This window comes from Thermomicrobiales bacterium (assembly GCA_041390825.1).
Lineage (GTDB): Bacteria > Chloroflexota > Chloroflexia > Thermomicrobiales > UBA6265 > JAMLHN01.
The window spans coordinates 82,131-108,150 of the sequence record JAWKPF010000013.1; the positions used below are offsets into that span (position 1 = coordinate 82,131).

The 26,020-nt window shown below is 63.7% G+C and carries 20 protein-coding genes and 1 riboswitch; of the genes, 12 read left to right on the top strand and 8 right to left on the bottom strand.

Translation table 11 applies throughout. From position 1 onward, the window contains the following. The first annotated feature begins 153 nt into the window (after positions 1 to 153). The 5 genes from R2855_08600 to R2855_08620 all read left to right on the top strand — a co-directional run bounded on the left by R2855_08600 (position 154) and on the right by R2855_08620 (position 7,600). On the top strand, positions 154 to 2,397 hold the full coding sequence (locus tag R2855_08600; GenBank protein MEZ4531077.1) for an MMPL family transporter: 2,244 nt from the start codon (positions 154 to 156) through the stop codon (positions 2,395 to 2,397). A gap of 215 nt (positions 2,398 to 2,612) precedes the next feature. Beyond that, positions 2,613 to 3,707, top strand: coding sequence for a hypothetical protein (locus R2855_08605; GenBank protein MEZ4531078.1), 1,095 nt, complete (start codon positions 2,613 to 2,615; stop codon positions 3,705 to 3,707). Between the two features lie 1,152 nt (positions 3,708 to 4,859). Next, positions 4,860 to 5,600 carry a LacI family DNA-binding transcriptional regulator gene (locus R2855_08610; GenBank protein ID MEZ4531079.1) on the top strand — a complete coding sequence of 247 codons (741 nt, stop codon included), beginning with the start codon at positions 4,860 to 4,862 and terminating at the stop codon, positions 5,598 to 5,600. Continuing rightward, positions 5,573 to 5,866, top strand: a complete 294-nt coding sequence (locus tag R2855_08615; protein MEZ4531080.1) for a substrate-binding domain-containing protein — start codon at positions 5,573 to 5,575, stop codon at positions 5,864 to 5,866. Before R2855_08610 ends, R2855_08615 begins: the two co-directional genes overlap by 28 nt. Before the next feature lie 298 nt (positions 5,867 to 6,164). Then, positions 6,165 to 6,227: riboswitch (Fluoride riboswitch) on the top strand. Positions 6,228 to 6,970: 743 nt separating this feature from the next. After that, positions 6,971 to 7,600 carry a chloride channel protein gene (locus R2855_08620; protein MEZ4531081.1) on the top strand — a complete coding sequence of 210 codons (630 nt, stop codon included), beginning with the start codon at positions 6,971 to 6,973 and terminating at the stop codon, positions 7,598 to 7,600. A gap of 264 nt (positions 7,601 to 7,864) precedes the next feature. On the opposite strand, the gene R2855_08625 is transcribed toward R2855_08620, so the two are convergent. The 4 genes from R2855_08625 to R2855_08640 form a co-directional block, all read right to left on the bottom strand. Beyond that, positions 7,865 to 8,548, bottom strand: coding sequence for a histidine phosphatase family protein (locus R2855_08625; protein MEZ4531082.1), 684 nt, complete (start codon positions 8,546 to 8,548; stop codon positions 7,865 to 7,867). Between the two features lie 79 nt (positions 8,549 to 8,627). Further along, complete coding sequence (locus tag R2855_08630; GenBank protein ID MEZ4531083.1) at positions 8,628 to 9,302, bottom strand: hypothetical protein; 675 nt, start codon at positions 9,300 to 9,302, stop codon at positions 8,628 to 8,630. Positions 9,303 to 9,556: 254 nt separating this feature from the next. Then, positions 9,557 to 10,588 (bottom strand): hypothetical protein, encoded by a 1,032-nt coding sequence (locus R2855_08635; GenBank protein MEZ4531084.1) that lies wholly within the window; start codon positions 10,586 to 10,588, stop codon positions 9,557 to 9,559. A 167-nt stretch (positions 10,589 to 10,755) separates the two neighbouring features. Beyond that, positions 10,756 to 12,621, bottom strand: coding sequence for a peptide ABC transporter substrate-binding protein (locus R2855_08640; GenBank protein ID MEZ4531085.1), 1,866 nt, complete (start codon positions 12,619 to 12,621; stop codon positions 10,756 to 10,758). A 512-nt stretch (positions 12,622 to 13,133) separates the two neighbouring features. Here R2855_08640 and R2855_08645 point away from each other — a divergent pair. From R2855_08645 to R2855_08655, 3 genes are all read left to right on the top strand, one after another. Next, positions 13,134 to 14,093, top strand: coding sequence for a LuxR C-terminal-related transcriptional regulator (locus R2855_08645; GenBank protein ID MEZ4531086.1), 960 nt, complete (start codon positions 13,134 to 13,136; stop codon positions 14,091 to 14,093). A 232-nt stretch (positions 14,094 to 14,325) separates the two neighbouring features. Then, positions 14,326 to 15,093 carry a hypothetical protein gene (locus R2855_08650; protein ID MEZ4531087.1) on the top strand — a complete coding sequence of 256 codons (768 nt, stop codon included), beginning with the start codon at positions 14,326 to 14,328 and terminating at the stop codon, positions 15,091 to 15,093. A gap of 69 nt (positions 15,094 to 15,162) precedes the next feature. Then, on the top strand, positions 15,163 to 15,648 hold the full coding sequence (locus R2855_08655; GenBank protein MEZ4531088.1) for a cupin domain-containing protein: 486 nt from the start codon (positions 15,163 to 15,165) through the stop codon (positions 15,646 to 15,648). A gap of 66 nt (positions 15,649 to 15,714) precedes the next feature. Here R2855_08655 and R2855_08660 read toward each other — a convergent pair whose 3' ends face one another. Continuing rightward, positions 15,715 to 16,695 (bottom strand): hypothetical protein, encoded by a 981-nt coding sequence (locus R2855_08660; GenBank protein ID MEZ4531089.1) that lies wholly within the window; start codon positions 16,693 to 16,695, stop codon positions 15,715 to 15,717. Positions 16,696 to 16,914: 219 nt separating this feature from the next. Between R2855_08660 and R2855_08665 the strand changes: the two genes are divergently transcribed. Then, positions 16,915 to 17,310: a hypothetical protein gene (locus R2855_08665; GenBank protein ID MEZ4531090.1), complete on the top strand. Its 396-nt coding sequence runs from the start codon at positions 16,915 to 16,917 to the stop codon at positions 17,308 to 17,310. Between the two features lie 143 nt (positions 17,311 to 17,453). Further along, positions 17,454 to 17,930, top strand: coding sequence for a four helix bundle protein (locus R2855_08670; protein MEZ4531091.1), 477 nt, complete (start codon positions 17,454 to 17,456; stop codon positions 17,928 to 17,930). 226 nt (positions 17,931 to 18,156) lie between these two features. Here R2855_08670 and R2855_08675 read toward each other — a convergent pair whose 3' ends face one another. Next, complete coding sequence (locus tag R2855_08675; protein ID MEZ4531092.1) at positions 18,157 to 18,660, bottom strand: arsinothricin resistance N-acetyltransferase ArsN1 family A; 504 nt, start codon at positions 18,658 to 18,660, stop codon at positions 18,157 to 18,159. Positions 18,661 to 18,857: 197 nt separating this feature from the next. On the opposite strand from R2855_08675, the gene R2855_08680 reads away from it, so the two are divergent. Continuing rightward, complete coding sequence (locus R2855_08680) at positions 18,858 to 21,320, top strand: prolyl oligopeptidase family serine peptidase (GenBank protein MEZ4531093.1); 2,463 nt, start codon at positions 18,858 to 18,860, stop codon at positions 21,318 to 21,320. 146 nt (positions 21,321 to 21,466) lie between these two features. Here the strand turns inward: R2855_08680 and R2855_08685 are convergent, their stop codons facing one another. Together R2855_08685 and R2855_08690 are read right to left on the bottom strand one after the other, a co-directional pair. Next, positions 21,467 to 22,714, bottom strand: coding sequence for an FAD-dependent oxidoreductase (locus R2855_08685; GenBank protein MEZ4531094.1), 1,248 nt, complete (start codon positions 22,712 to 22,714; stop codon positions 21,467 to 21,469). Between the two features lie 114 nt (positions 22,715 to 22,828). After that, a complete protein-coding gene (locus R2855_08690) occupies positions 22,829 to 23,224 on the bottom strand; it encodes a hypothetical protein (GenBank protein ID MEZ4531095.1) in 396 nt (131 codons plus the stop codon). Between the two features lie 300 nt (positions 23,225 to 23,524). On the opposite strand from R2855_08690, the gene R2855_08695 reads away from it, so the two are divergent. Further along, entirely contained in the window at positions 23,525 to 25,876 is a 2,352-nt protein-coding gene (locus R2855_08695; GenBank protein MEZ4531096.1) for a helix-turn-helix domain-containing protein, read from the top strand. Positions 25,877 to 26,020 lie beyond the last annotated feature (144 nt).

Sequence of the window (26,020 nt, forward strand, 5' to 3'; positions counted from 1 at the left end):
GGCGGGCAGCCGGCCCAGGACGGTGATCGAAAGGAGCCGATACGAAAGAGGATCGACACAGTTAGGGGATGCCCCCGTGTAATTGGCAGATGGGGACGGCCGGATGTGGTACGGCTCGGGCCCCGAGATAAGTCGTAATGGAAGGATAGTGACTTGAATACAGCACGGTTTTCTACGGCGGGGTTGGCCCGCCTGAGCGCTCGGCGGCCCTGGCGCACGATTGGTCTGTGGTTGTTGGTCCTGGTGTTGGCCGGTATGTCCGCGTCGACATTGAATGACGCACTCACGACCGAACAGGGATTCCTGAACAATCCGGAATCGCAGCGCGGTAAGGAGCTACTGGAAGAGCGCCTGCGCGGCGAGCAGCCGATTACCGAGACGATTGTGATTCGCTCGGAGCGCCTGACGGTCGATGATGCGGCCTTCCAGGCCAAGGTCGACGGTCTGGTGAGCGCGCTCGCCGCAACTCCGGAGCTGACCAGCTCGGTGGTTTCGTACTACTCGACCGAGAATGCGGCGCTGGTTTCCGAGGACCGGCATTCGACCATCGTTTCGGTGGTCATGAACGGCAACCTGGACGAGGCGATTGCCCGTGTGCCTGACTACCAGGCTGCGCTCGCGAGCGCTCAGAAGGATGGCGACTTCCAGATCTACTCGGTGGGCGATGCGACGATCAGCGAAACGTTCGAGCGCATCTCCGAGGAAGACCTGGCGAAGGGCGAGACGATTGGCCTGCCAGTTGCGATCCTGATTCTGATCGTGCTGTTCGGCGCGTTGGTTGCGGCTGGATTGCCAGTGATCGTCGGGTTCGTTTCCATCTTCATCGCCATGGGGCTTTCGGCCCTGGTGGGCAAGACAACCGATCTGTCGTTCTTTGTCGTCAACATGATCTTCATGATCGGTTTGGCGGTTGGGATCGACTATGCGCTCTTCATCATCTCCCGCTTCCGCGAGGAGCGCGCCAAGGGTGTGGCGAAGCTCGATGCCATCGCCATCACCGGTGGAACGGCCAACAAGGCAGTGCTCTTCTCGGGTGGCACCGTGGTGCTGGCGCTTTCGGGCATGTTCCTGGTGCCGGAACTGACCTTCCGCAGCCTGGGCATTGGCGCGGTGCTGGTGGTGGTCGTGGCGGTGGCCGCGAGTCTCACCCTGCTGCCGGCGATGTTGGCGCTGTTGGGTGACAAGATCAACTGGCCGCGCCTGGGCCGCAAGCAGACGGTGACGGCCGATCCGCATCTGGTGACCTACAAGGGGTTCTGGGGCCGCGTGACCAAGCGCGTGATGGCGCATCCGGTGATCGCGCTGGTGCTTTCGGTCGGGTTGTTGCTCGCCTTCGCGCTGCCGATGATCGACATGCAGCGTGGTTCCTCCGGGGTCTCCAGTCTGCCGCAGAACACCGAGGCCGCGGCCGCTTACGCGCTGCTGGAGCGCGATTTCCCGGCCGGCATGATTGCCCCGGTGGAGATCGTGATCGATGGATCGTCCACCGATAGCGAGGTCGAGGCTGGTGTCGCAAACCTGCTGACCGCGTTGGAGAGCGATGAGCGCTTTGGACCGGCAGCAGTGCACCCGAACACGCTGGGCACACTGACGCTGGTTTCGGTGCCCCTGACGCTGGAGCCGGACAGCCCGCTCGCGTATGAGACGATCGAGGATCTGCGCGAGCAGATCGTGCCGCCGGCCTTTGCGGGCGCGCCGGCCGAGGTGCTGGTGGCGGGTCAGGTGGCGCTGACGCAGGACATGAACTCGCTTGCCGAGGACTACCTGCCGATCGTGATCGCCTTCGTGCTGGCGCTGAGCTTCATCCTGCTGACGGTGGCGTTCCGCTCGATCGTGGTGCCGGTCAAGGCGCTGATCATGAACCTGCTGAGCGTGGGCGCGGCGTATGGCTTGATCGTGCTGGTCTTCCAGAAGGGCTATGGCGCGGACCTCTTCGGTTTCCAGACGGTGCCGATGATCGAAAGCTGGTTGCCGCTCTTCCTCTTCTCGATTCTCTTCGGGTTGAGCATGGACTATCACGTCTTCCTGCTGAGCCGCATCCGGGAGCACTACGACCTGACGAAGGACAACAAAGAGTCGGTGGCCTTCGGTCTGCAATCGACCGCCAAGCTGATCACTGGCGCGGCGCTCATCATGGTGGTGGTCTTCGCCGGGTTTGCGGCAGGCCGGTTGGTGATGCTGCAGCAGGTCGGATTCGGCCTGGCGGTGGCGATCCTGATCGATGCGACGATCGTGCGCTCGATTCTGGTGCCGAGCAGCATGGTGTTGCTGGGTGACCGCAACTGGTACTTCCCGACGTGGCTCGGCTGGTTGCCGCATGTCACGATCGAGGGTCATATGCCCTCGCTGCCGGCTGCGCCAGTCTTCGCTGCGACGAGCACCAGCGGCGACGACTAGGGACGAACCGAGGGTTCGCACCCTGCGTATCGAGACGCCCCCCTTCTTCTCCTTGTTGGAGAGGAAGGGGGTTTCGTGTGTTCGATGGCAAGAATCTGCATAGTTTCGCGCATGATACCGGTACCATGCCGTGATAGGATGGAGCCGACGGTCTGCTTTGGGTGGGACTCGTAGGTTCATACGCTGACGACGTGTCGATAGCGGAGGATAGGTGCATGGATTCACAACGGTTCGATCGAATATCACGCTCGTTTGCCGCGCGGACGACGCGGCGGCAGGCGATGCGTCAGGTTGGCGCCGGGGGTGTGCTCGGCGGGGTCGCTCTCGCGCTGGGCGCGAAGCAGTTGCAGGCGCAGGGTCCTGTGCAGACGTGCTCGTTGCCGATCATTGCCGAGGTGTATGTGGGACCGTGGCTGGGAACGGTCTATCAGGGTACGCTGTCGCTCGATATCGGCGCGACTGGCGCGATCGACAGCGGCTCGTTCGACACGCTCGATGGACAGCACTATGCGGTGGTGGGGCATGCCGCGGGACGTGGGCTGGATGCGCGCGTCGACCTGGGGAACCAGCAGCTCCTGACGTTGACGGGCACAGCCGAGAACGCTTTCGAACTCTGCCAGGGCGCGGCGGCCGGGTCGTTCATGGGGCCCGAAATGGGCAACATGGGAACCTGGATCACGGTCGATGGGATGACGCTGGTGGGTTCGGGCGGTCCGGGGATTACTCCCTCGGGGACGCAAACCCCGACGCCGAACCCATGCGCGGCCGTGTCGTGCCTCGAACCGCAAGTTCCCAGCGCGGATACCTGCGAGTGTGTCTGCCCGGGCGGCGAGCTGGTCTGCGGTGGCGCCTGTTGTGGAGCAGGCCAGGAATGCGCCGATCCCACCACGAGCACCTGCCAGTGCATCGCAGGAATGCAGCCATGCGGCGATCAATGCATCGGGCTTTGCAGCGAGATCGAGTATCTCGATGAGATCTCGTGCCTGTGCGTGCCCTACTGCCCGGATGCGAATTGCACCCCGGGACAAACGTTGAACATGGAAACGTGCGAGTGCGAGGATCTGCCGCTATGCCCGGGCGGAACCGTGGCGTGCGGAAGCATTTGCGCCGATCTGGAGAACGATCCGGAACATTGCGGATCGTGCGATCACCAGTGCCCGTGGATGCCAACCGCGGACGATCAGTTGCTGCCGTCGCTCTGCGTGGCAGGCGATTGCTGCCTGGATACCGATCATCTCTGCGCGGCAGATGGCGATTGCTGCTCGGGGTCGTGCGACTTCATCTCGGGCGGCTTGCAGGTTTGCGCGTAGGGTTTCGCGCGTTGCCGGGCTCCCCAGGTCGGAACCAGGGGCTCACAGCACGAAGCCTCTCCGAGGCTGAGTACGACGATCGAAGCATGCAAAACCGCCGGCCATGTGCCGGCGGTTTTCTGCGGTGACGAGCTATCAGGCGTTGGCGGGCGCGGTAGAGAAAGGTTCGCCAGGCCAGCCCGCTTCGGGATCCAGGTCATGGACTCGATTCAGGCGACCAACAAGAAGATTCGCCCGAGTGTGGTTCAGATTTTGGGATTTCCAGGATGCGTCGACGGCCGAAACGATCAGAAGTGGCGCCTGCCACGGAATCGGCCAGAAGACGACGCGATGGACCGTTGTTGGTCTGTGACGTCCCACCGTTGAAACGCTGGGCAGCCCAGATTGTTCGTATTCGCCGGTCACGCCCATTTCCTCACGTAGCCGCAGGCCTCCGTGCCTGCCCTCCCTTCCTCACGTAGCCGCAGGCCTCCGTGCCTGCCCTCCCCTTCTTCACGTAGCCGCAGGCCTCCGTGCCTGCCCTCCCCTTCCTCACGTAGCCACAGCCCTCCGTGCCTGCCCTCCTTCCTCACGTAGCCGCAGCCCTCCGTGGCTGCTGTCTGGCGTCAAGAGCCGCCACGGAGGGCTGCGGCTACGGGGTTTGGGACAGAGCAGCCACGGAGGGCTGCGACTACGGGGTTTGGGGACAAGAGCAGCCACGGAGGGCTGCGACTACGGGGTTTGGGGACAGGAGCAGGCACGGAGGGCTGCGCTACGGGTTTGGGGACAGGAGCAGCCACGGAGGGCTGCGGCTACGGGTTTGGGGACAGGAGGAATCCAATATGAATATTCCGGGCCAAGCCCCTGGGCAATCACCTGGAATCCGTAGCGGTGCGGCCACGGCTGGTCGGTCCTGCTTCGGGCTCACGCCGGATCGAACCAGGGTGTCGATTCCCACTATCTGAACCACCCCCGACTTGCTATTGGTTGGGTGAGGTTGGTTTCGGTGAGGAAGATCTGGAGCATGCGGCGATTGTCGGGCATGTTGGCGGGATCAAGGGGTGTCGTGGGGATCCAGTGGAGACCTATGGACGTTTGCCTATTCGCTCAGACGGGTGTAGGTTCTGCAGGTAGAGGAGTGCGGGATTTGGTGTGCGACCTGAGGACGGCCGGATGGCGGTAACGATTCGGGATGTGGCGAAGTTGGCCGGGGTGTCGCCGATGACGGTGTCGCGCGTCATCAACGGCAGTCCGAAGGTGACGCCGGAAACCCGGGAGCGCGTTCAATCCGCGATCGCCGAACTGCATTACGTGCCGAACACGCTGGCGCGCGGTTTGACGCAGCAGCGCAGCGGGACGATTGGGATGGTGGTTCCCGATCTGGGAGACCCGTTTTTCACCCTGGTGCTGCGTGGGGCGGAACGAGTGGCACGGGCGGCGGGGTATCGGGTGATCGTCTGCAATACGCAGAGCGACGCTGAGCTGGAAGCAGCCTATGTGGACGATCTGATCGCGCATCAGGCGGACGGGGTGATTCTGGCGCCAGTGGACAATGGGTCGGTGACGGTGGTCGATTGGATGGTGACGCGCGAACTGCCGCATGTGTTGCTGGACCGCTCGATTCCCGGGGTGCAGGCGGATCTGGTGCAGGGGGATAGCGTGGGCGGCGCGCGTTTGCTGGTGGATCACCTGGTGGCGAATGGACACCGTCGGATTGGGCATGTGACTGAGTCGCAGAGCGTTTCGACGGCGCGGGACCGGTTTCAGGGGTATCGGGAGGCGTTGGCGGCGAACGGGATTCCCTTCGACCCGAAACTGGTGACCGAGGGGAGCGGCGCGACGATCGAAGGGGCACGGGGCGCGACGGAGGAACTGCTGGGGCGGGGGTGGATTTCACGGCGATTCTGGCGGTGAACAATCTGTCGGCGGTGGGGGTGGTGCTGGCATTGCGGGAAGCGGGGTTGAAGGTGCCGGGGGATATCGCCGTGGCGTGTTTCGACGATATCGAGCTGGCGGCGTATCTCTGTCCGTTCCTGACGGTGCTGGCGCAGCCGGCGACGACGTATGGGGCGATTGCGACGGAGTTGCTCATCGGGCGCATCCAGGGGACGGCGCCGGATGAACGGCAGGTGATGGTGCTGGAGGGGGAGCTGATCGTGCGGGAGTCGACGGCGGGATAGGGGGACGGAAGCAGGCGGCAGGCAGCAGGCGGCAGGCAGCAGGCGGCAGGCAGCAGGCAGCAGGCAGCAAGACGAGACTGGTTGGGTCGATGATCGGTGCGGGGGACGACGAACCGTCATCCTGAGCTTGTCGAAGGATCTCGCTGGAGTTGCAGATTGCGTGATTGCTGGAGGAGTGAGTTTCGGGCAACGAGAGGTCCCCGTTCGGCTGCGCTCAGGGCAGGCTCTCCACTTCGGTCGGGGCGACGGGGTAGTTGTTGACGGGGGGCGGGTGGGTGCGTAGTATGCGGAGAGACAAGGCAAGACTGGCGATGGGGTTCGCCATCGAGCGCACTTTGGTGCTGATGACTCCTAGCGCGTATGCGCCGGGTTTGGCATGCCTGCTCCGGAACGTCTGGAGAGGTGCGCCGGTGTCGAAGCTCGATGGCAGATGGTTCTTTGTTGCGTCGGGGTTGGGTGCGGTCGTTGGGATCGCCAGCGGGCTGGCGAGCGCGTTTTTCCTGATTGCGCTGAACTGGGCGACCGATGAGCAAACCAACAATCCCTGGTTGCTCTATCTGCTGCCGTTTGCCGGGATTCTGATTGCCTGGGCATATGCCGGATGGGGCAAATCGGCCGCAGGCGGGAACAATCTGCTGCTGGACCAACTGCACGAGGCGGGCGATTCGAACCGGGTGCCGTTGCGCATGTTTCCGCTGGTGCTGAGCGCGACGATTCTGACGCATCTCTTCGGCGGATCGGCCGGACGCGAAGGGACCGCCGTACAGATGGGCGGGGCGATTGCAGGTTGGATGTCGCGCGTGCTGCATATGACGAATCGGCATCTGCGGGTGATGTTGATGTGCGGGATCAGCGGCGGATTCTCCGGTGTGTTCGGCACGCCATTGGCCGGTACGGTGTTTGCCATGGAAGTGGTGGCGATGGGCGGGATGCGTTACGAGGCGCTCATCCCCTGCCTGATCGCGGCGGTGGTGGCGGATCTGGCAGTGCGTGCGGTGGGCGTGGAGCACATTGCCTATGCGGTGACTTCTGGCTTCCCGGAGATTTCCGCGCAGACGGCAGGATTGGTGGTGGTGGCGGGAATCATGTTCGGGTTGAGCGAGCCTGGTCTTTGCCGAGGCGACGGTAGCGGTGGAGCAACTCTCCAAACGGTTCGTGCCGATCCCGACGTTGCGAACCTTTCTGGGCGGCATTCTGGTCATTCTGATCACGCTGGCCTATGGCACGCGGGCGTACAACGGGTTGAGCCTGCCGCTCTTGACCGATTGTTTCACGGGGCAACCGGTGCCAGCGCTGGCGTTCCTGTTCAAACTGATTCTGACGGCGGTGACGTTGGGGGTGGGATTCAAGGGGGGCGAGGTGACACCGCTGTTCGTGATCGGCGCGACGTTGGGAGTGACGCTTTCGGGACCGCTGGGACTGGAACCAGATTTTCTGGCGGCGTTGGGCTTCGTGGCGGTCTTTGCGGCGGCGGCAAATACACCAATCGCCTGCGTGATCATGGGCGCGGAACTCTTTGGGGGATCGGGAATCGTCTTCTTCGGGATCGCGGTGTTCGTGGCGTACACGATTTCTGGAGACCGGGGGATCTATCACGCGCAGCGCATCGTGACGGGCAAGCATATGCGGCTCGAAAGCGCCACCATAGGCGGGTCGCTGGCGGAGGCTCGGGCGGCGCGGGCGCCGTTGGTGGAGCAGTTCGAGCGGTGGTGGGATCGGGGTGCGGGGACCTGAGATGGCATTCGATTGGACATTCGGGGGCCAACTACCGTCGCTCCGTTTTGTCCCACCGTTGAAACGCTGGGCTGAGACGTCTTTCGTTGTGCGCACCTCGGTTTCCAGTCTGAGCGTGGAGTTCGGGCAACGAGAGATCCTTCGCTGCGGCTCAGGATGACGGGCGCAGTCACCCGGATTCGGCATGCGGCAGTCGTCAGGGGTACGCGATCATGGAAATGAGAGGACACGGAGGTCTTTCACTCCGGCCTCAGGACCCCGGGCTCAGGACCCCAGCGGGACGCCGTGCCAGTCGGTGCAGATGAGCGCGCCATCGACGAAGCGGCCGGCGGCGGTGTCGGTGTTGTCGAACATGTGCTGGATGGCGAATTCGGGCGCGATGTTGGCAAACAGTTGGGTGAGGCAGGCGAGGAGCACGCCGCCGTGGGCAACGATGACAAGCGTGCCGGGCTGCGCGACGTGGTTGGTGATGATTCGCTGCGAGGCGGGCACGAAACGCTGGAAAACCTGGAGCAGGCTTTCGCCGCCGTTGGGCGCGGCTGCTTCGTAGTCACCTGCCTGCCATCGGCCCATGACCGAGCGCACCGCCCCTTCCTCGATCATGCCCATGCTGTATTCGGGGTCGATAAAGGCGATTTCGACGAGGTCGTCGTCGAGCTGAATCTGCAACGCGTGTGGCAGAGCGATGGCGGTGGCGGTCTGGATGCAGCGGGTGCGGGTGCTGGTGTAGACGGCGATGAGGTTGGTATCGGCCAATCTGGTCCCGATTGCTGTTGCCTGTTCCATGCCTTTACGAGTCAGGGGATAGGTGACGCCGCTGTCGGGTGGCAGGGCATGCCGGGGGATTTCCAGTTCCGGCATGATGTTGATCTGTGATTCGGCATGTCGCACGAAGAGGACGCGGAAGTCGGGGTGCGGATCGATGCCATGCCAGAGATTGGGGATCATAGGGTGCTCCGATGTTGTCAACAAGCATGCGGCAAGCAGCGCGCGGCTTGCAGAATAGCGCGTTGGCCGTGGAGGGTGATCATGCTGCAGGACTGGCGGCTGTGGTTGGGGTTGCCGGGACCGGGGTGTTGGTCGGGACGCGGGTAGGCGTGCGCGTGGGCTCGGATGTTCGGGTTGCCGTGGCGGTGTCGAGCACGGGGACGGGTGTTGCCGGGATCGGGGATGCCTCTTCCGTGGCAGGGGTTTCCGTGCGGACTGGGGTGGACGTGACGAGCAGATTGGGCGGGATGGTCTCACGCTGATATTCGACGCGCACGTTGCCATCGCCTTCCTGGTTGTAGAGCTCGACCAGGCCAAGGATTTGCAGCAGGGCGGCGCGGTTGTCGGCGCCTTCGGGGAGCTTGCGGCATTCGCCGTCTTCCAACTCGAGCTGAATGGCGGTGAGCCCTTCCACCGGCTGTTCGGCGTCGATGAGGACATCGATGCGGCGGACGCCACCGTCGATGATGGTTTGTTGCGCTTCGGCCACCGTGGTATCGAGACAGAGGTTGACTTGCGAGCCACTATCGCGGTTCGAGAGCCAAACGATCATGAGCAGCAAGAGAAGGGCGATGGCGCCGCCGATGAGGGTGCCGTAGATGAGCACCGGTTTGCCATCGAGACGCCGCTGCATGGCCGAGAAGGCGCCGTCGTCCTTCGGCATTTCGGTGTCTGCGGGTGTTGTTTGCGGTGCGTCCGGGTCGTTGTCGCTCACGAGGGAAAGGATCGCACGGAATGGGTTCCAGGAGCGAGAGACCGCAAAGGAAATGGATCGGCGCTGGATCAAACGAAGACGCCCTCGCGGGAGGGCGTCTTCGCCAGATCAAGAAGCGATTGCGACCCCCAGCCGGGTGCAATCTGGGCGCCTCTTCGGCGCATCGGGGTAGGCGTTGGTTGGGGTCCGCCGAGTGATGGGCAGACATGCGCCGGAGCGGGAGATGCCCGCTCCGGCGCAGAGAGTGTAGCCGATTACGCGGCCGGCGCGACGATATTGAACTGCTGAACCATGCCGTGGGCCGCATGCGGGGCGCCATCCGGGCTGGGGTAGAAGCAGAGCAAGGTATAGGCGCCGGGCTCGAGACCGATGAGCGTCAGGTCGGCCGACCCACCCGGCTCGATGTCGAAGACACCACCCACGAAGGTGACCTGGGACATGTCGACTGAGCCGTCCAGCAGCCCCATCGGATCGGCGCCCTCGGGCAGCTGCGCCACGATGGCCTCGTGCGCCTCTTCGCCGGAGTTGGAGAAGTTGAAGATGATGGCGTCGGTCTGGACGAAGTCCCAGGAGCCGCTGAAGGACTCGAAGGCGTAGGTGATCCCGCCGGTGGCCTCATCGGTGGTTTCGGTGATGTTGATGCCATTGACGGCGACAAAGTCGACATCCGGAGTTGGCGGCAGGTCGGCGCGCTCGTCGAGCTTCCAGGCGCCATCTTCCTCGATCAGGAACCAGCGCCAGTGGTTGTACCAATGGTCACCGACCATGGCCTGCACATCGGCGGAGACGCGGCCATCGTCCCAGACCATGGCGTTGTCGACATCCTGCAGGGTGACGACCGGGAAGGGAGAGCCGAGCTCGCCTTCGACCTCGTCATAGCGGGTGGCGTACCCCTGGGAGGCGACGAAGCCATTGGATTCGAGGGCGACATAGAGGCCGGGATCGCCGGAGGCCTGGCCCTCGTTGTAGCAGGCGAAGTAGTTCTCGACTTCGGCGACGATGGTGGCGGCGGTGGCGTCATCGGCCGGGGTGCCGGTGACGACTTCTTCGGCTTCGGCGACGGCCATGGGGGTGCCCATGTCCATCCCGGCCATGTCGTCCATGGGGGTGGGGGTCCCCGGGGGAAGACCGGGGGAAACGCAGGCGACCGCAGCCGCTGGGGAGGCGACCGGAGAGGCGTCTTGCGCGGAGACTGGCGCGAGACTGGCGCTGGTGACGAAACCGAGCGCCAGTGCGGCGGCCGCGAGGCGCACGCAGCGGAATGTAGACCGTTTATCCGTGGTCATGAAACGGAATCCTCCTCCTTCGAACGATTCTTTCGATCCCCGGCAAGACTGGTCCGCTTTGGAACCCGCTCGCCGGGATTGGGAACATTTGACGACTGCCCGCCAGCGTGGCGGCGCGGCGATGGCGCCGGGAACGGCGCGATGCTGTTCCCGGCGCCGGAGCGACACTATTGCTCGACGGCGGTCCAGTTCTGGATGTTCCAGTAGTCCGGCTCCCAGCCGCTGGCGCCGATGTTGTCGACGACGAGCTTGTGCGAGACGGCGCTCTTGGTCGCGGCGCGCGAAACGACCGGGATCAGGACGAAGTCGTTGATCAGCAGGTCGTTCATCTGGATGCAGAGCTCGGCAACCTCTTCCATGTCGGTCGAGGCGACGGCCTGCTCGTAGAGCGCATCGTAGTCCGGGTTGACGTAGCGACAGGTGTTGCTACCGGTCCACTGGTTGGACTTCTGCGACACATTGCTGTTGTCCGGACCTGCGTAGTAGGTGAGCATGTAGGTCAGGGGGACCGGCGACGTGGGGCCGTCGGTGAACATATCCATGTCGCGATAGTTGTGATAGAAGGTCTGATCGTTGCCCGGGGAGCTGGAGAAGAAGATGTCTGCAGTCACCTGGCCCAGCTGGACCTTGATGCCGATCTTTTCCCAGTTGTCCTTGTTGACGGCCTGGGTCTTCTGGCGCACCGAGTTGATCGAGGTGAAGTAGGAAATCGAGAGTTCTTTGCCGTCCTTCTTGCGAACGTCGCCATCGAGCACCCAGCCAGCTTCGTCGAGCACGGCTGCGGCCTGGTCCAGATCGAACGTCCAGGCGGTGTTGGGGGATTCCATGGCGGCCAGGCCGGTCAGGTAGTTCTGGCCCGGCGGCTCCTGCTCGCCACCCAGGTAGAACTGATTGGCGATGGAGTCACGGTCGGTGGCCAGGGAGAAGGCCTGGCGGACCGCAACGTCGGTGAAGAACGGGTTCGGCGCCTGGAGGCTGGAGCGCTCGCCATCGACCTCGGTGTTCGGGTCGGAGAAGTTGAAGTTGATGCGCTCGACATTGGTTGGCGGGGCCGCGATGACGGTGCCCTTGCCACCCGATTCCTCGAGCTGCTTGAGAATCTGCGGCTCGACCTGCATGTTCCAGGCGTAGTCCCAGTCGCCAGTCTGGAGCACAGCCTGCGCGGCCGAAGACGCCTCGCCGCCACCCTTCACGTTGATGGACGAGAAGTACGGCTTGTTGGGCTCGCGGTAGTGCTCGTTGATGACGTAGATGACCTGGTCGTTCTCCTTGAAGGAATCGACCTTGTAGGCGGCAGTGCCGATTGGGTTGGTGAGGAAGGCTTCAGCCGCGGCGGCCGGATCATCGCCGCCCAGAATGTGCTGCGGGATGATGGCGCCGAAGGTGCAGCCGGCAAACGGAACGAACCACGAGATCGAGGGTTCGGAAAGCGTGATGACTGCCTGGAGATCCGAGGTCGCTTCGATCGACGCGACTGGGGCCCAGACCGATGCGCTGGTGGAAGCATTGGCGGGATCGGTGATCCACTGCCAGGTGAAGACGATGTCGTTGGCGGTTACCGGCTCGCCGTCGCTCCAGAGGAGACCTTCCTGCAGGTTGACGGTGATGGTGGTGAGATCCTCCGAGAGGAGACCGTTCTCCAGCGAGGGAACTTCGGTGGCGAGGTTGGGGATGATGGTGCCATCCGGCGCGTAGGAGAAGAGGCCCTCGAGCACGATCGAGGAGGCCAGGAAGTCCTTGGTGCCGGTGCCCTTGTGCGCAAAGGCAATCGAAGGGGCTTGCCACTGGAGAATCTTGAGCTCGCCGCCGGCGCCGCGGGTTTGGCCCTCGGTGCCCACGGCTGGGCGGGTGGAGGCGTCGGTATTGGTGTCTTGCGCGGCGACGCCTTCGATTTTCATGGAATTGAGCACGAAGAGCGTGATTGGCAAGCCGACGCCGAGGGCGGTTGCCCGGGCGATGAACTCGCGGCGGGTGATCCGGCCCGATTTGAGATCCTGATAGGTCGACCAGAATGGTCCTTCACGTTGCGGCACGATTGCGACTCCTTACTACGAACTACGATGCCGGCCACTTCCTGACAGCGATCGGCGATCTACCCAAACGAACGAACAACGTGGCTTCCGGAGCACGCCATTGACACAACGCTGTCGGAATGCATGCGGGAACGCGCGCCGGGGCGGCGCGATCGATCAACGATCAAGTTTGTACCCTGACGATGTTCCCCAACATTCCACCCGAAATCACGACGCCTTCGACGATAGCAACATCGATGCGCGAACGCAACTCCTCAGCAAGGTCTTTTCCGCACTCTGAAACTCATCGGAAATAGTACCCGAGGCTCCGGCATCCGTCACATGTTGGCAGTCCTGGCGTCCCTGATTTCACGAAACATTCAGGTCTGCGGGCGAAATGCGGGCGATCGTGCAGTTGCGGACGCTGTCACACATTTCGCGGATACAGCGTTCTCTTGCTATCGGGTATTCGCGCGCGCATTCCAGGCGGGGAGCGTGCTCGTCCGAGCGGTCGAGCGGTGGACACCGTTGCCATGGCAGCCCTGCTCGCAACCTGGGCTGCAACTTCCGAAGGGGTTTCGATCGCGCTGGAGGCGTTGGCCGTCTTGCGGATGATCGGTGACGGGCGTGTGCCGGTCGATGTCTTGATGCTCCCGATGATCGACGATTCTGCCCTTCGCGGAGAAGTCCACGCAGCATCGGAACAGCTATCGCTCGGCGATGGCGTGGATGCGAACGACCTTTTTCGCATGGGGAGCATTCTGACGATTCTTGGTGGCGTGGAACTGGCGCAGGGCAACCTGGCACGAGCACAGTCGGCCGTGGATGCGGCGCAATCGATCTTTTCTCGGGTAGGCGATCGCCGTTGCGAGGGGATGAGCCATTGGTATCGGGCTGTCATCGCCACGGCTGGGCACGAGCCTCGAACCGCCGCCGCTGCCTATCGGGAGAGTTTGCTGGCGTTTCTGGATGTTGGAGCAACAACGGCAGTGCACAAGCCGCTGCTGGGGCTGGCGGCTGTTGCCGCCGAGCTCGGCCAGGCGGAGATTGCCGCGCACCTGCTGGGAATCGTCGATGAGCAGCGGCGACGTCTTGGGAATCGCCTCCTGCCATTCGACCTCCTCGCGGAACGGCAGGCGGAAGCGCTGAGCCGACAGTCGCTCGGCGATGTGGCGTTCGTGGCCAGTCGGGCGCTTGGGCAAAGCGCCAGTGCGCCAGAGTGGATTCAGATGGCCGATGACATCATCGCCGTCGCCGACGCGCGAGGTCCTCGATCTGCCATCGTGCGCGGCGGACGTAGCGATATTCTGACGACACGCGAACAGGAAGTTCTCCGTCTCGTCGTCGACGGGCGATCGAATCCCGAGATCGCGGATGCGCTTTGTGTGGGTGTCGGTACTGCAAAGACGCACGTCGCGCATATCCTGGCCAAGTTCGGGGTATCGACACGAGCCGCAGCCGCCAGCTACGCCATTCGGCAGGGGCTGGTATAGCCGAGTGTTCGTCGATAGCAGATAACCCCAATCCGCCGTTGGGGATACCGCTTCCCGGAGTATCCGCAGCTATAATCTGCCAATTGGCAGATGCGTGATGCGCGTGCACAGGCGCATCATCGGGGCAATCCGCCCGACAGCATCGGAATCGATCCCAGTCGAAAGGGTGCGCCGCGTCGAGCGGTTGGTCGCAAATGGCGACGCCTCGGTCTTTATCGATGGAGAACATGCCATGGAACCCAACGATCGATCGCATTTGCGTACGAACCGGCGCGCACTGCTCCGCGCTGGCGCCGGTGTCGCTGCTGTCGGAGCATTCGGCTCGTTGACGCGGGCATCCACGCTTGCCACGCAGACGGCTCCCCAGTTTGGGTCACCCGAGTATGAAGCTGCCCTCAAGATTACCGATGGCATCCGGGGCGTGTTTCAGTCGCCAGCGCTCGATGCCCTGTCGCCCGCCGGCGACAACCTCAACCATCTCCTGTTGGTCCAGATCAAGAACTGGCTCAACAGTTTCCAATTCGCCTATGAGGAAGCGCCAGAAGGTTTGCACACCCTCGCCGCCACCTATGCCGCGGCCAATCTGCTGACCTACGGTGACGCGGTGTGGGAGAAGTACAAACTCGGCGAGAAGTACGAGATTACCGATCCGATGACGGGAGCTCCGACCATTCGGAACCTCTTCTGGTCGAGCCGATTTGGCCCCGATGCCCCGAAAGACATCACCGCCAAGGACAACTACTACCAGGACACGGGAATCGAAGTCTTGCAGGAGCGAGGGACGATCTTCCTGAGCTGCAACAACTCACTGAACGGCCAGGCTGCGGCGGCGGTAGCGGACGGGCGCGCGCCCGCAGGAATGGAAGCCGCCGATGTCGCCACAGACATTGCCGCCAATCTCGTACCGGGAGCCGTGCTCGTTCCGGCTGTTGTCGGTGAAGTGAGCCGGGCGCAGACCGCCGGATACTCGCTGGTCTTCATCCCGAAGTTCTCGTTGTAGTGCATTCGAGGAGGCCGACGATGTCTGGAACGAACCGTTTTCGCTTCCTTACTGTTTGCCGTTCTGTTCGTGAGTCTTCTGACGCTTGCGCCTGGCCGCTCGACGGCGCTGGCGCAGGATGGACAGCCGATTGATCTGCCCTGTGTCACCGGCGTCACCGCGCTGACTCTCGGTGCGGGTGCTCCGAACGATGCAAATGGACAGCTGCTTGTCCTTATCCGTCTCACCATTGCTCCGGGCGGCGGATTCTCTCCACATACTCATCCAGGAATGATGGTCGTATCCGTCGAATCCGGCACCGTGGATGTAACGCAGATTGGCGATATGGAGATGACGGTCACACGGGCCGCGTCCAATGGCACGCCCGAGGTGAGCGAGCCCCTGACAAACGGGATGATGGCAACCCTCAACCCGGGCGATTCGTTCGTCGAACCAGCGGGCATGGTGCACACCGCGTTCAACAACGGGAGTGAGTCGGCAGTGCTCTTGGCGACGGGGCTCATCGATCCGAATCAGCCGGCAACCCAGTGCGTCGAGGGCACGCCCACCGCATAGCCGGCGCGTTTCCGGATCAGGTATCGAGGAGGGGACGGGTGCGCGACACCTGTCCCCTCTCGATGCTCAGGAAACCATGAAGGTGGCGGATTCTCCCAACGCGAGATGAGGCACGCCATCGGCATCCGGCAAGAGGCAGACGACGGTGTATTCGCCGGGCGCGAGATCGACGAAGACCAGGGAGCGGGACTCGCCAGCGGGAATGGTTTCCTGGCCGATGACCTGCATGTTGTCCGGGAAGCCGTCGCCCGTGGGGCGAATCAACTCTTCGATCGTAGCGCCATCGACCAGGCGAAGGACCAGGAATTCGTGCGCTTCGTCGCCGGTGTTCTTCACGGTGAAGACGACATCCGGCCCAGCGATCGTGGCCGGGGAGATGGTGATCTTGCCGTCGGTTTCGGTGGCGGTGGCCTGCGTAGCCTCGGAGGGAATGGAAGGGGTTTGGAGCGCGACCTGATGGACGAGCCAATGCCCTTCCCCGGCGGCGGTTGGGGTTGCGGCCGTGGAACGGCTGGGCCGGAAGAGGAAGGTCCACTCTTCGGTGCGCAACTGGTTGCCCTGCACCGTGATGACCTGGGCGCTGGCGGTGTCGCTGCCGGTGAAGTTGATCTGGCCGATCGACACGACGGTGACGGGAATGACGGCAGCCGAGGGCGCCAGGGCCAGGTAGTCCTCTTTGGTCATGCGCTCGCCGCCGCCATAGGCGTCGGCCAGATAGCGATCGGTGACGAGCACGGTGACGGTTTCGGCGTCGCCCGCGGTGAGGCAGGAGGCCAGCGCCTCGATGACGGACTGGATTGCGTCGCCGGTGGCGACATCGACACCGTAGAGCGCGGATGGTGTGCTCGCGCTAACGCCTTCGGGAACATCTGGAGCGGGAACCAGACCAGGATCGGCGCAAGCGTTGGCCGCCACGGGTGTGGCCGATTGGGCAGCAATTCCGGTTGGGCTCTGCGTGAGTGCCAGCAGCGCAAGGACGAGCGTGGCGATCAGGCCTGGGTGAAACCAGGCGTGGCGGGGGGCTGGGGTGCGTTGGGGGTCCGGCATCGGTTCCTCTCTGGTGCTTTGCGTCCGACTGTGTACGGACGCCTCGGGTTGGGGCGATTGTAGTAAGTCGAGCAGTGTGCCGCCACTGGCTCATCCGTTCTTGTGCACGAGCGGTGCGATACTTGGAGTCACCAAGCGGGCAGACTGGGGAAAAGCGTATGTTCCGCCACCGCAACGGATGCGGAACATATCTCGCGGGTTGAAGAGGAGACCGAACTGATGCAACGACCGAATCTGGCGCCGATCTTTCGCTGGTTGACCGTCGTCACCGCCGGACTGGTCGTGGTGCAGGCGTTCCTGGCGGGCCGCGGGTTATGGCTCGGCGAACGCGGATTGATCGATGCGCATGAGATGCTGGCGAACATTCTCTTCCTGCTCGCGGTCGCGCAGTTTGGCTTGGTGCTGGCGATCGGGTTTGCGAACCCATTGGGAAAACGGCTCCTCGCAATGAACGCGGTGCTTGCCATTGCGCTGGTGGCGCAGACGGGATTGGGCTATGTGGGGCGTGACAACATGGACGCGCGGGCCTGGCATTTCCCATTGGGAGTGCTGATCTTTGGATTGGCGGTGATGATCGTGATGATGGCGTGGCAGGAGAAGGCGGCTCGGCAGTAGGGAAGAGGCGACGGGCAACGGGCAACGGGCAACGGGCAAGAGGCAACGGCCAAAAGGCAATAGGCAAAAGGCAAGAGGCAACGGGCGATGGTCACATCGTGTGGTGTGTGACATGTGTCATGCGGTGGGGGAAGGTGTAGAGCGTGCAAGATGATTGGGATTGGGAATGCGATGGGCGAGAAGCGACAAACCGTGTGGACCGCTCGATTCAGGAACCTGCGGACGACTATCGCGCCATCCGGGACTACACCGATCTACGGGTTTGGCAACTCGCCATGGATCTGGCAGTTGCCGTCTGCGAAGCAACCGAACGATTTCCATCACATGAACGATTCGGCTTGACCAGCCAACTGCGGCGTGCCAGCGTTTCGGTGCCGTCGAACATCGCTGAAGGAAATGCGCGTAACAGCACTGCCGACTATCTGCGCTTTCTTCGCATGGCCCATGGGTCGCTCGCGGAGATCCGGACTCAACTACTGCTTGCGGCTCGACTCGGTTTTCTTGACGGTTCGACATCGAACGAGCTGGTGTCGCTCGTACGCGCTCTCACACGCCAACTTGCTGCGATGTATCGGGCCATCGAGCAGTCGACAGCGAATGGTCACCAGCGCACGCTCTGAATCCACGGCGATCGGTCCAGACACCTCGATCGTCGGTCACGCTGCACACCTGGTTCGCCTCCAGTACGGCTCAACGTTAGCGACCCAGCCAGGTGACACATCCGCGCAGTCATAAGCCCCACAGGACTCCGCGGTCGTGATCCGGTCGCAATCGAACGAACAACGGACCAGCAGCCACACCCCGACTCCCACTGTTGCCTGTTGCCCGTTGCCTGTTGCCCCTTGCCTACCCCAACAACTTCTCCATCACGATCGTATCGACCCAGCGGCCGTCGAGCTGGCCTTGCTCGTGGTAGATGCCGACGGTGCGGAAACCGCGCGATTGGTAGAGGCGCATACCGGCTTCATTGAAAGGAAAGGCGGCGAGGACGAGCTTGTGAAAGCCAAGCCTGGTGGCTTCCGCGATGAGGTGATCGAGCATGGCGCCGCCGAGACCGTGACCGCGGTGCGCGCGATCGACATAGACCGAGAAGTCGGCGACCCATTGGTAGGCTGGACGAGGGTTGAAGCTGTTGAGCGAACCCCAGGCGACGACCGCGCCGTCCAGTTCGGCGATATACACGGGATGCCGGGCATCGCGCGCGGCAAGCCAGGCGGCGCGCTCCTCGGCCGTGCGTTCTTCGGTTTCCAGGGTGGCGAGGCGGTCACGTATGCCCTGGTTGTAGATATCGGTGATGGCAGGCGCATCGGTTGGCTGGGCGAGGCGGATGCGGATGTGGGGATTGGACACCTGGCAACGTCTCCTTGGCTCGGAACGGATGGTCTTGCGTGCCAGTATGGTCACGTCCGGGGGAAAAGCGCGGAAAACTGGTGACCGAACTGGCAACCCGACCCGTCATAACCTTCTACACTTAGGCGCGCTTTGGCGGAGTGACGCGAGGTCTGGGTCGCCATAGGCATGCTCGAATACATGACGAAGGACTATCGATGAGCGATCGCGAAGAAGCACAGGTTGCCGAAGACGCCGAGGCGCCGGCCACCGAATCCAAGCCCAAGTCGGCTGCCAAACCGAAACGAACCCGTACCGCCAAGCCGAAATCAGAAGAATCTCCGGAGACGGCCACCCAGGAAGCTGCCGAGATGGTCTCGGAAGGGGGTCCGGTGGGTGACGAAGCTGATCGCCAGCTTGGGGTGGATCACTTGCCGGCGGAAACGGTGGAGCAGGAAACCGCTGCGATCGAAAAGGCCCATCCGGATCTGGTTGGCGACACGCTCGTGGCCGGCGATGCCGTGGTGAGCGCCAGCGCTCGATCGTCGCGCCGCAAGCGGACACCGAAGAAGGACGAAGCACCTCGCACCGCCACCGATCCATTCTTGCCCGGCGCGTGCAACCCGTCGCCCGATGGCAAGCAGATTGCGTATCTGCTGACCGATGGCGAGGGTTCGACCCGGCTCTGGATTTCGGAACTGGATGGCAGCAGCGCCTCGTCGATCGAGCTCCCGTTCCGTCCGGTCTTCGATATCGAAGGGCCGCAGTGGTCGCCGGATGGCACGATGATCGCCTTGACCGGGAGCGCGCCTTCCGATATTGGCACGGCCATTTGGCTGGCGCCGGCTGCGGGAGGCGACTGCATCCTGCTGGCCGATCACGCGGCCTCGGACGAGCAGCCGCGGTGGTCGGCGGACGGGTCGTTGCTGGCGTTCGCGTCCCGGCGCCATGGCCGCAGCGCCATTTGCGTGGCGACGCCGGATGGCTACGGCCCGGTGGTGCAGCTGACCGATGGCCCGATTGGCCAGGACGACCGCAATCCATGCTGGGAGCCGAATAGCCAGCGGATCGCCTATACCCGGCATATGGTGGATGGCGAGCAGGTGGGCGATCAGATCTGGACCGTTTCGATCCTGACCGGTGAGCAGAAACAGGCGACCAAGAAGCTGGCGAACCGCTCGCAGTTGCAGTGGTGCCCCGGCAAATCGCAGATCGCGTTCATCACCGATGAGGCCGAATGGCTGAACGTGGGTGTGGTGAATCCGGACAACAGCGCCGGCTGGAATCTGGCCAGTGAAGCGGGCGACAAGGGTTCGCCGCGCTATTCGCCGGATGGCGGGCGCATTCTCTATACCCGCCGCGTGCGAGGGGAAGTGCGCCTGGTGGAGCGTCCGACCAGCGGCGCCACGGCCGATCCGCTCGATCCGGGTATGGGCGTGGCCAGCTCGCCGCGCTGGTTGCCGGACAAGCAGGTGGTTTACCAGTTCTCCTCTCCGCTCGAGGCGCCGTCCTTTGTGGTGCAGGCAGCCAAGAAAGATGTCGAGCGGCTCTACATCGGTGTGACCGGCGGCTGGACGGCGGAAGATTGGTTCGTGCCGCCCGATCATGTCGATTACGAGATTGCCGGCGGGTTGAAAGCAGGCGCGCTGGTCTACCGCAACAAGCGCGAGGTCGAAAAGTTGCCAGCCGTGCTCTTCCTGGGCGCGACGCCACAGGAGGCAAACCGGTTCGAGTTCGATTCGACCATTCAGGCGCTCGTGCAGCGCGGATTCGCGGTCATCGTGCCGACGCTGCCGGGGACGCCGGGGTATGGCAAGAAGATCGTGAACGCGCTGAAGGAGCGGGCCGGCACCGAGGCGGAGATTTCCGATCTGGTCGATCTGGCCAATTGGGCGCGTGGGCTGGAGTTCGTGGATAGCTCGCGGCTCTATCTGGTGGGCGACGGCTACGGTGGGGCGTTGGCGCTGCTGCTGGCCGGCGCGCGGCCGGGGGTCGCGGACGGTGTGGCGGTGATCGACCCAGTGACGGACTGGGACGATGAGCTCGACCAGGCCGACGACGAATTTGCCTCGTGGTATCTGGAATACCTGGGTCTGCCATCGGCCAATCGGGGCAAGAGCGCGTTGCGCACGCCAACGACCTTCGCGGGGGTGCTCGATTTGCCGGTGCTGCTGGTGGGCACCAGCCGGGCAAGTCTGGGCCGCTCGATCCAGCTGGAGCGGTTCGCGGCCGCGCTGGACGAGCTTCAGGTGCCGTATGCGCGGGTGACGTCCGAGAACGAATCGACCTGGCTCACGACCGAGAAGGTGGCCGGATTCCTGGCGAACCCGGCGGGCGCGGAGCTGGTGGCGCCGGTAGAACCGGCGGCGCCCGAGACCGCGGCGGATGCCGAGCCTGACTATGTGATCGAAGAGGTCGAGACAGTCGATATCGAGGCGTTGATCCTGGGGGACCAGCCGGACGAGGTGATCGTGGCGGAAGCGGTCGAGGACGGGATCATCGTGGCCGAGGCGGCGACCAATGGCGTGGTGGCCGACGAGCCGGTAGCGGAGGCAGCCGAGGTCGTCGAAGCCGAGGTCGTGGTCGAGGATGTCGTGGTCGAAGCAGCGCCGGAACCGGAGCCCGAACGGGTGCTGGTGAGCTCGAATGTCGGTCGTGGGATGCGCACGGACGAGATCTAGCGCGATTGGCGCATTGTTCGAAAGAACGGAGCGTGGGCGCGGCGTGCGGTTGGTCATCGACCTTCGGTCGATCGCCGGGCAGGGACGCCCGGCGCTACGATCCAGTGATGGTGGCGCGGCGTCCCTGCTCGCCGTTCGGGTGATTGCTAGAAGCGGGCGGGGTCGAAGGGTTTCAGGAGCTCGCGGGAGCCGTTGTTGGTCATGAGATCGGCGATGGCGTCACCCGTGGCGGGAGCGAGGGTGAGTCCCATCATGCCGTGGCCGGTGGCAATGGCGAGATTGCGGTAGTCCTTGAGGTACCCAATGAGCGGAAGTCCGTCGGACGACATGGGGCGCAGACCGCTGCTGACGACGGGGATCGAGAGGTCGGTCGGCCAACCGCGGATGATATCGGCGGTGCCGCGGACGATTGCTTCGACACGCTCCGGGCGGATCGTCGCGTTGTTGCCGGAGAACTCCATGGTGCCCGCCAGGCGGGTCATTCCATTCATTGGGGTGATGACGTGCCGGCCGTCGAAGACCTCGATCGGATGGCGGATTTCGACCGGGGCGGGGGTGTAGTCCAGCGAATAGCCCTTGCCGCCCTCGATGGGAATGCGGCGCTTGGCGAACCGGGCAATCTGGGGTGACCAGACGCCCGCGGCAATGAGGACAGCGTCGGTTTCGATGCGCCCGTGATCGAGGACGACGTTGGTGACCCTGTTCCCTTCGATCGTGAGGTCTTCGACGCTCACGCCGCTGCGAAGATCGACATCGTTGGCTTCCAGCCAGGAGACGAGCGCGGAGTTGAGCGTGTCAGGGCGGATGGAGCGTTCCTGCGTCATCCAGATGCCGCCGTGAATCTTCTCGGTCAGGGCTGGTTCCATCTGGCGCAGATCGTCGCCGACAATCGGCCCCTGGATTTGCAAGCCATTGATCGGGCCAAAGCGAGCGAGCATTTCCAGTTCGTCCTCGAGCCCGGCGGGTGTGCGGAAGACGAAGAGAATGCCGTCGTGATGTTCCTCGAAGGAGATGCCGTCGGCGCGCATTGTGTCGAAGGTTTCGAAGGCGCGCTTGCCAAGTCCGGCGAGGGCCTCGACGCCATGCCAATAGTCCTTTTCGTTGCAGTGACGCCAGAAATCGAGGGTCCAGCGCATGAACGATGGACTGGGACGCGGCTGGATGTAGAGCGGACTGGACGAGGAGCGCATCCATTTCATGGAGGTGCGCACCAGACCGGGAGCGGGAACGGGTGTGGCCCAACCGGGAGAGATCCATCCCGCATTGACACGGGATGCGCCGTAGCCGAAATCGCGATTGGTGACGACGGTAACCGTCCATCCCCGCTTGCGCAGCGCCCAGGCTGACGAGAGCCCGACGACGCCACCGCCAATGACGACAACCCGATCTGGCATGGCCCTATTCCCTCTTCATCTGCGCGGCATCTCCGCGTTTAGAGAAGTATGAAGGATTCCGCCACCGAACGGTAGCCAGGAAGGCAAAAATCCGAGCCGAGATGGCTGATCCCGCTATTTTGTCTTGAGCATCGATTTGATCATAGGGCCGACCACCTGGGCCGTGCGGGGATCTTTGAGGAGCATGGCGATCAGTCCGAAGCGGCTGGTGATGAGTTTGGCCATCACCACGCCGGTCGCGCTGTCGCGCACAGCGGGGTTTTGTAGCAGCGTTTTGGCCGAGGCGGCATTCTGACCGGTCAGCATGCTGGCCATTACCGAGGCGATTTCGTTGGCGTTTCCCTGGGAGACGCCAGGGGGCGGCTTGATGCCCTTCTTGGCGAGGTTCTCCTGCAGCACCTGACCGAAGGCAGCGACCTTTTGCGGGTCCATGCCTTCCAGAGTCCTGCGCGCGCTGGCGGTGATTTCTGCCTGCGATTTGCCAGCGGTGGCGGCGCGAATCTCCTCCATGCTGGGGAGATTCGTGGGCATTTGGGTGCGAAGTTGCTTGAGCCGGTCCATAGGCGGAAGTTTAGCAGGCTGTGGGCAGCGTTCGGTCGTCTGTTGGTGGTCGTCAGCAGTTGGCTCAAAGGGGCTTGTCAGCGCCCTGCCTGTCTCAGGCTGCGGGATACAGGGTCCGGGAAGCCTGTCGCGTTGGGCACGTTTGGCGTGTGCCGCGGGTGAGAGACAAGGGACGTCGTATTTCGTATGCTGCAACATTCCAGGGTGGTCGTACAGCGGTGAAGGAGATCGAGCATTTCCAGATTTGGGCTGGCACTGCGGCACTATCGGGTTTCCGCCGGGTTGAGCCAGGAAGGGCTGGCCGAGCGGGCTGGATTGAGCGTGCGCGGGATCAGCGATCTGGAACGAGGGGCGCGCACCTTTCCCCGGTTGGAAACGGTACGCATGCTGGCCGACGCGCTGGAACTGGGCGAGCGGGATCGCGCCACGTTGTTGGCGGCGGCGCGCCCGGAGCTGGAGTCCGACGCGCACCCGGAAGCTCCCGCGCCGAAACAGGAACGCGGCGTCAGACCGCGGCCGCTGCCAATTCCGCCGACACGGCTGGTGGGGCGGGACGAGGAGATTCAGCGGATCGTCGAGCTCTTCCGGGGTGGTGAAGCACGGCTGGTTACCGTGACCGGGCATGGGGGGATCGGGAAGTCCCGGCTCGGGCTGGCGATTGCGCGAGGGTTCCACCAGGAACTGCGTGGTCGGGTGGCCTATCTGGAGTTGGCGGCGGTGCGCGATCCGGCGTTGGTGCCGGGGGCGATCGCGTCGCAACTCGATGTGTTGGTGGAACCGGGCACGTCCCCCGCGCAAGCGGTTGCGCAGGCGATTGGGCCGGAGCCCATGTTGCTGGTGACGGACAACTGGGAGCATGTGGTGGAAGCAGCGCCGGTGCTTTCCGTGTTGCTCGGGCAGTGCAGCGGCCTCTGGATTCTGGCGACCAGCCGCGAGCGGTTGCGGTTACGAGGGGAATGGGAACTGCGGCTCGATCCGTTGCCGGTGCCGGATGCGGGGATGCGCGCGGTCGAGGAGATAGGCGCGTTTTCGGCCGTGGAGCTGTTCGTGCAACGGGCGAGCGAAGCACTGGACGGGTTCGCGCTCGATGCAAGCAATGCGCCGACCGTCGTGGACATCTGCCGGCGGCTGGACGGGATTCCGCTGGCCATCGAGCTGGCGGCGGCGCGCACGCGAATCTTCCCGCCGGATCAACTGCTGGGACGGCTGGAAGGCCGCTTTCAGGTGTTGACCGAGGGGCCGCGCGATCTACCGGAGCGGTTGCAGACGATGCGCTCGGCGATCGCGTGGAGCGTGGACTTGCTGGATGACGACGAGCGGCGTCTCTTCGAGCGGCTGTCGGTATTCGAGGGCGGGTTCACGATTCCGGCGGCGGTGGGGGTGCTATCCCAGATCGATACCGATGCGGATCAGGGCGCGATCGAGGAACGCGTGGTTTCGTTGGTGGAAAAAAGCCTGATTCAACCGGTCGACACGAACCGGGACGAACCGCGATTCCTGATGTACGAAACGATTCGGGATTTCGCCGCGGAACGGCTGGGATCAGAGCCCGAGGATTTGGCCGGGGCGCACGCGCGGCATTTCGTCGCGGTGGCGGAGGAAGCGGAACCGGGGCTGACGGGTTCAGATCCATTGCCGACCTTCGAGCTGCTGGAGATCGATATTGGCAATCTGCGTTCGGCCATGGGGTATTTGCGCGATCGGGGCGAGATCCAGGACGCGCTGCGCATTGCCAGCGCGCTCGCGTGGTTCTGGACCGAGCCACGGTTCCTGGCGGAAGGGCAACGATGGTTGGCGTCGCTGCTGGAGGATCCGGCCGCGGCAGATTCTCCCGAGGCGCTGCGGGTGCGGGCGCTGATCGCGGCGGGGGATCTTGCGATTTGGCAAGGAGAGCTGGACGAGGCCGCGGCGTTGCATGGAGAGGCGCTGGAGCTGCTGCGTGAGTTGAACGACGAGCGGCAGCTGGCAGCGGTGCTGCGCAGTCTGGCAAATGTGGCGCTTGAACGGAACGAGTTCGGGCAGGCGGACGCGCTGCTGTCGGAATCGCGCGAGTTGGCTCAGAGCTCCGGGAACGATTGGGAAGTGGCGGCATCGGCAAACCTGCTTGGGTTGAGCCAGGCGATGCAGGGCGCGCCCGATTGGGCGATCGAGCGGCACCGGGAAGCGGTCGAGATTTGGCGGGAACTGGGCGACATCGGACATGTGTTCGACGCGCTGGCTGGGCTCGGTTGGGCGCAGTTGCTGGCCGAGCGTTACGCCGAAAGCGCGGAGACCTATCTGGACGCCTTGCCGCTGGCGGTGGAATCGGACGATGTCTTGCAGATGGAATGGTGCATTCGCGCGGCGGCGGCGATCGCCGCGGCAAAGGGAAGCGAGCTGGAACGGGCGACGCGGTTGTTTTCCGCGTCGGAGGCGATGCGCGAGGCAACCGGGATCGATTTGCGCGTCGGCATTGGGGAGACGCTCGATCGGTTGATGCAATCGGTTCAGCGTCAATTGGGGCGGGAGCGGTTCGGGCGAGGCTGGGCCGCTGGTCAGCGGATGACGCGGGAGCAGGCCCTGGACGAGGCGCGCTTGGTGTTCGAAAAGGCGCGAGCGTAACAGGACACGGGCGGCCCGTCTCCATGGCACAAAGGGATCCCGGGCCGGTTGCGATTCAACCAGTCCGGGATTTCATGTATCTCCCCTCTCCCGCATCGATTAGGTGGAAGAGCAATGTATTGGGTGGCGGTCTCGAAACGCATT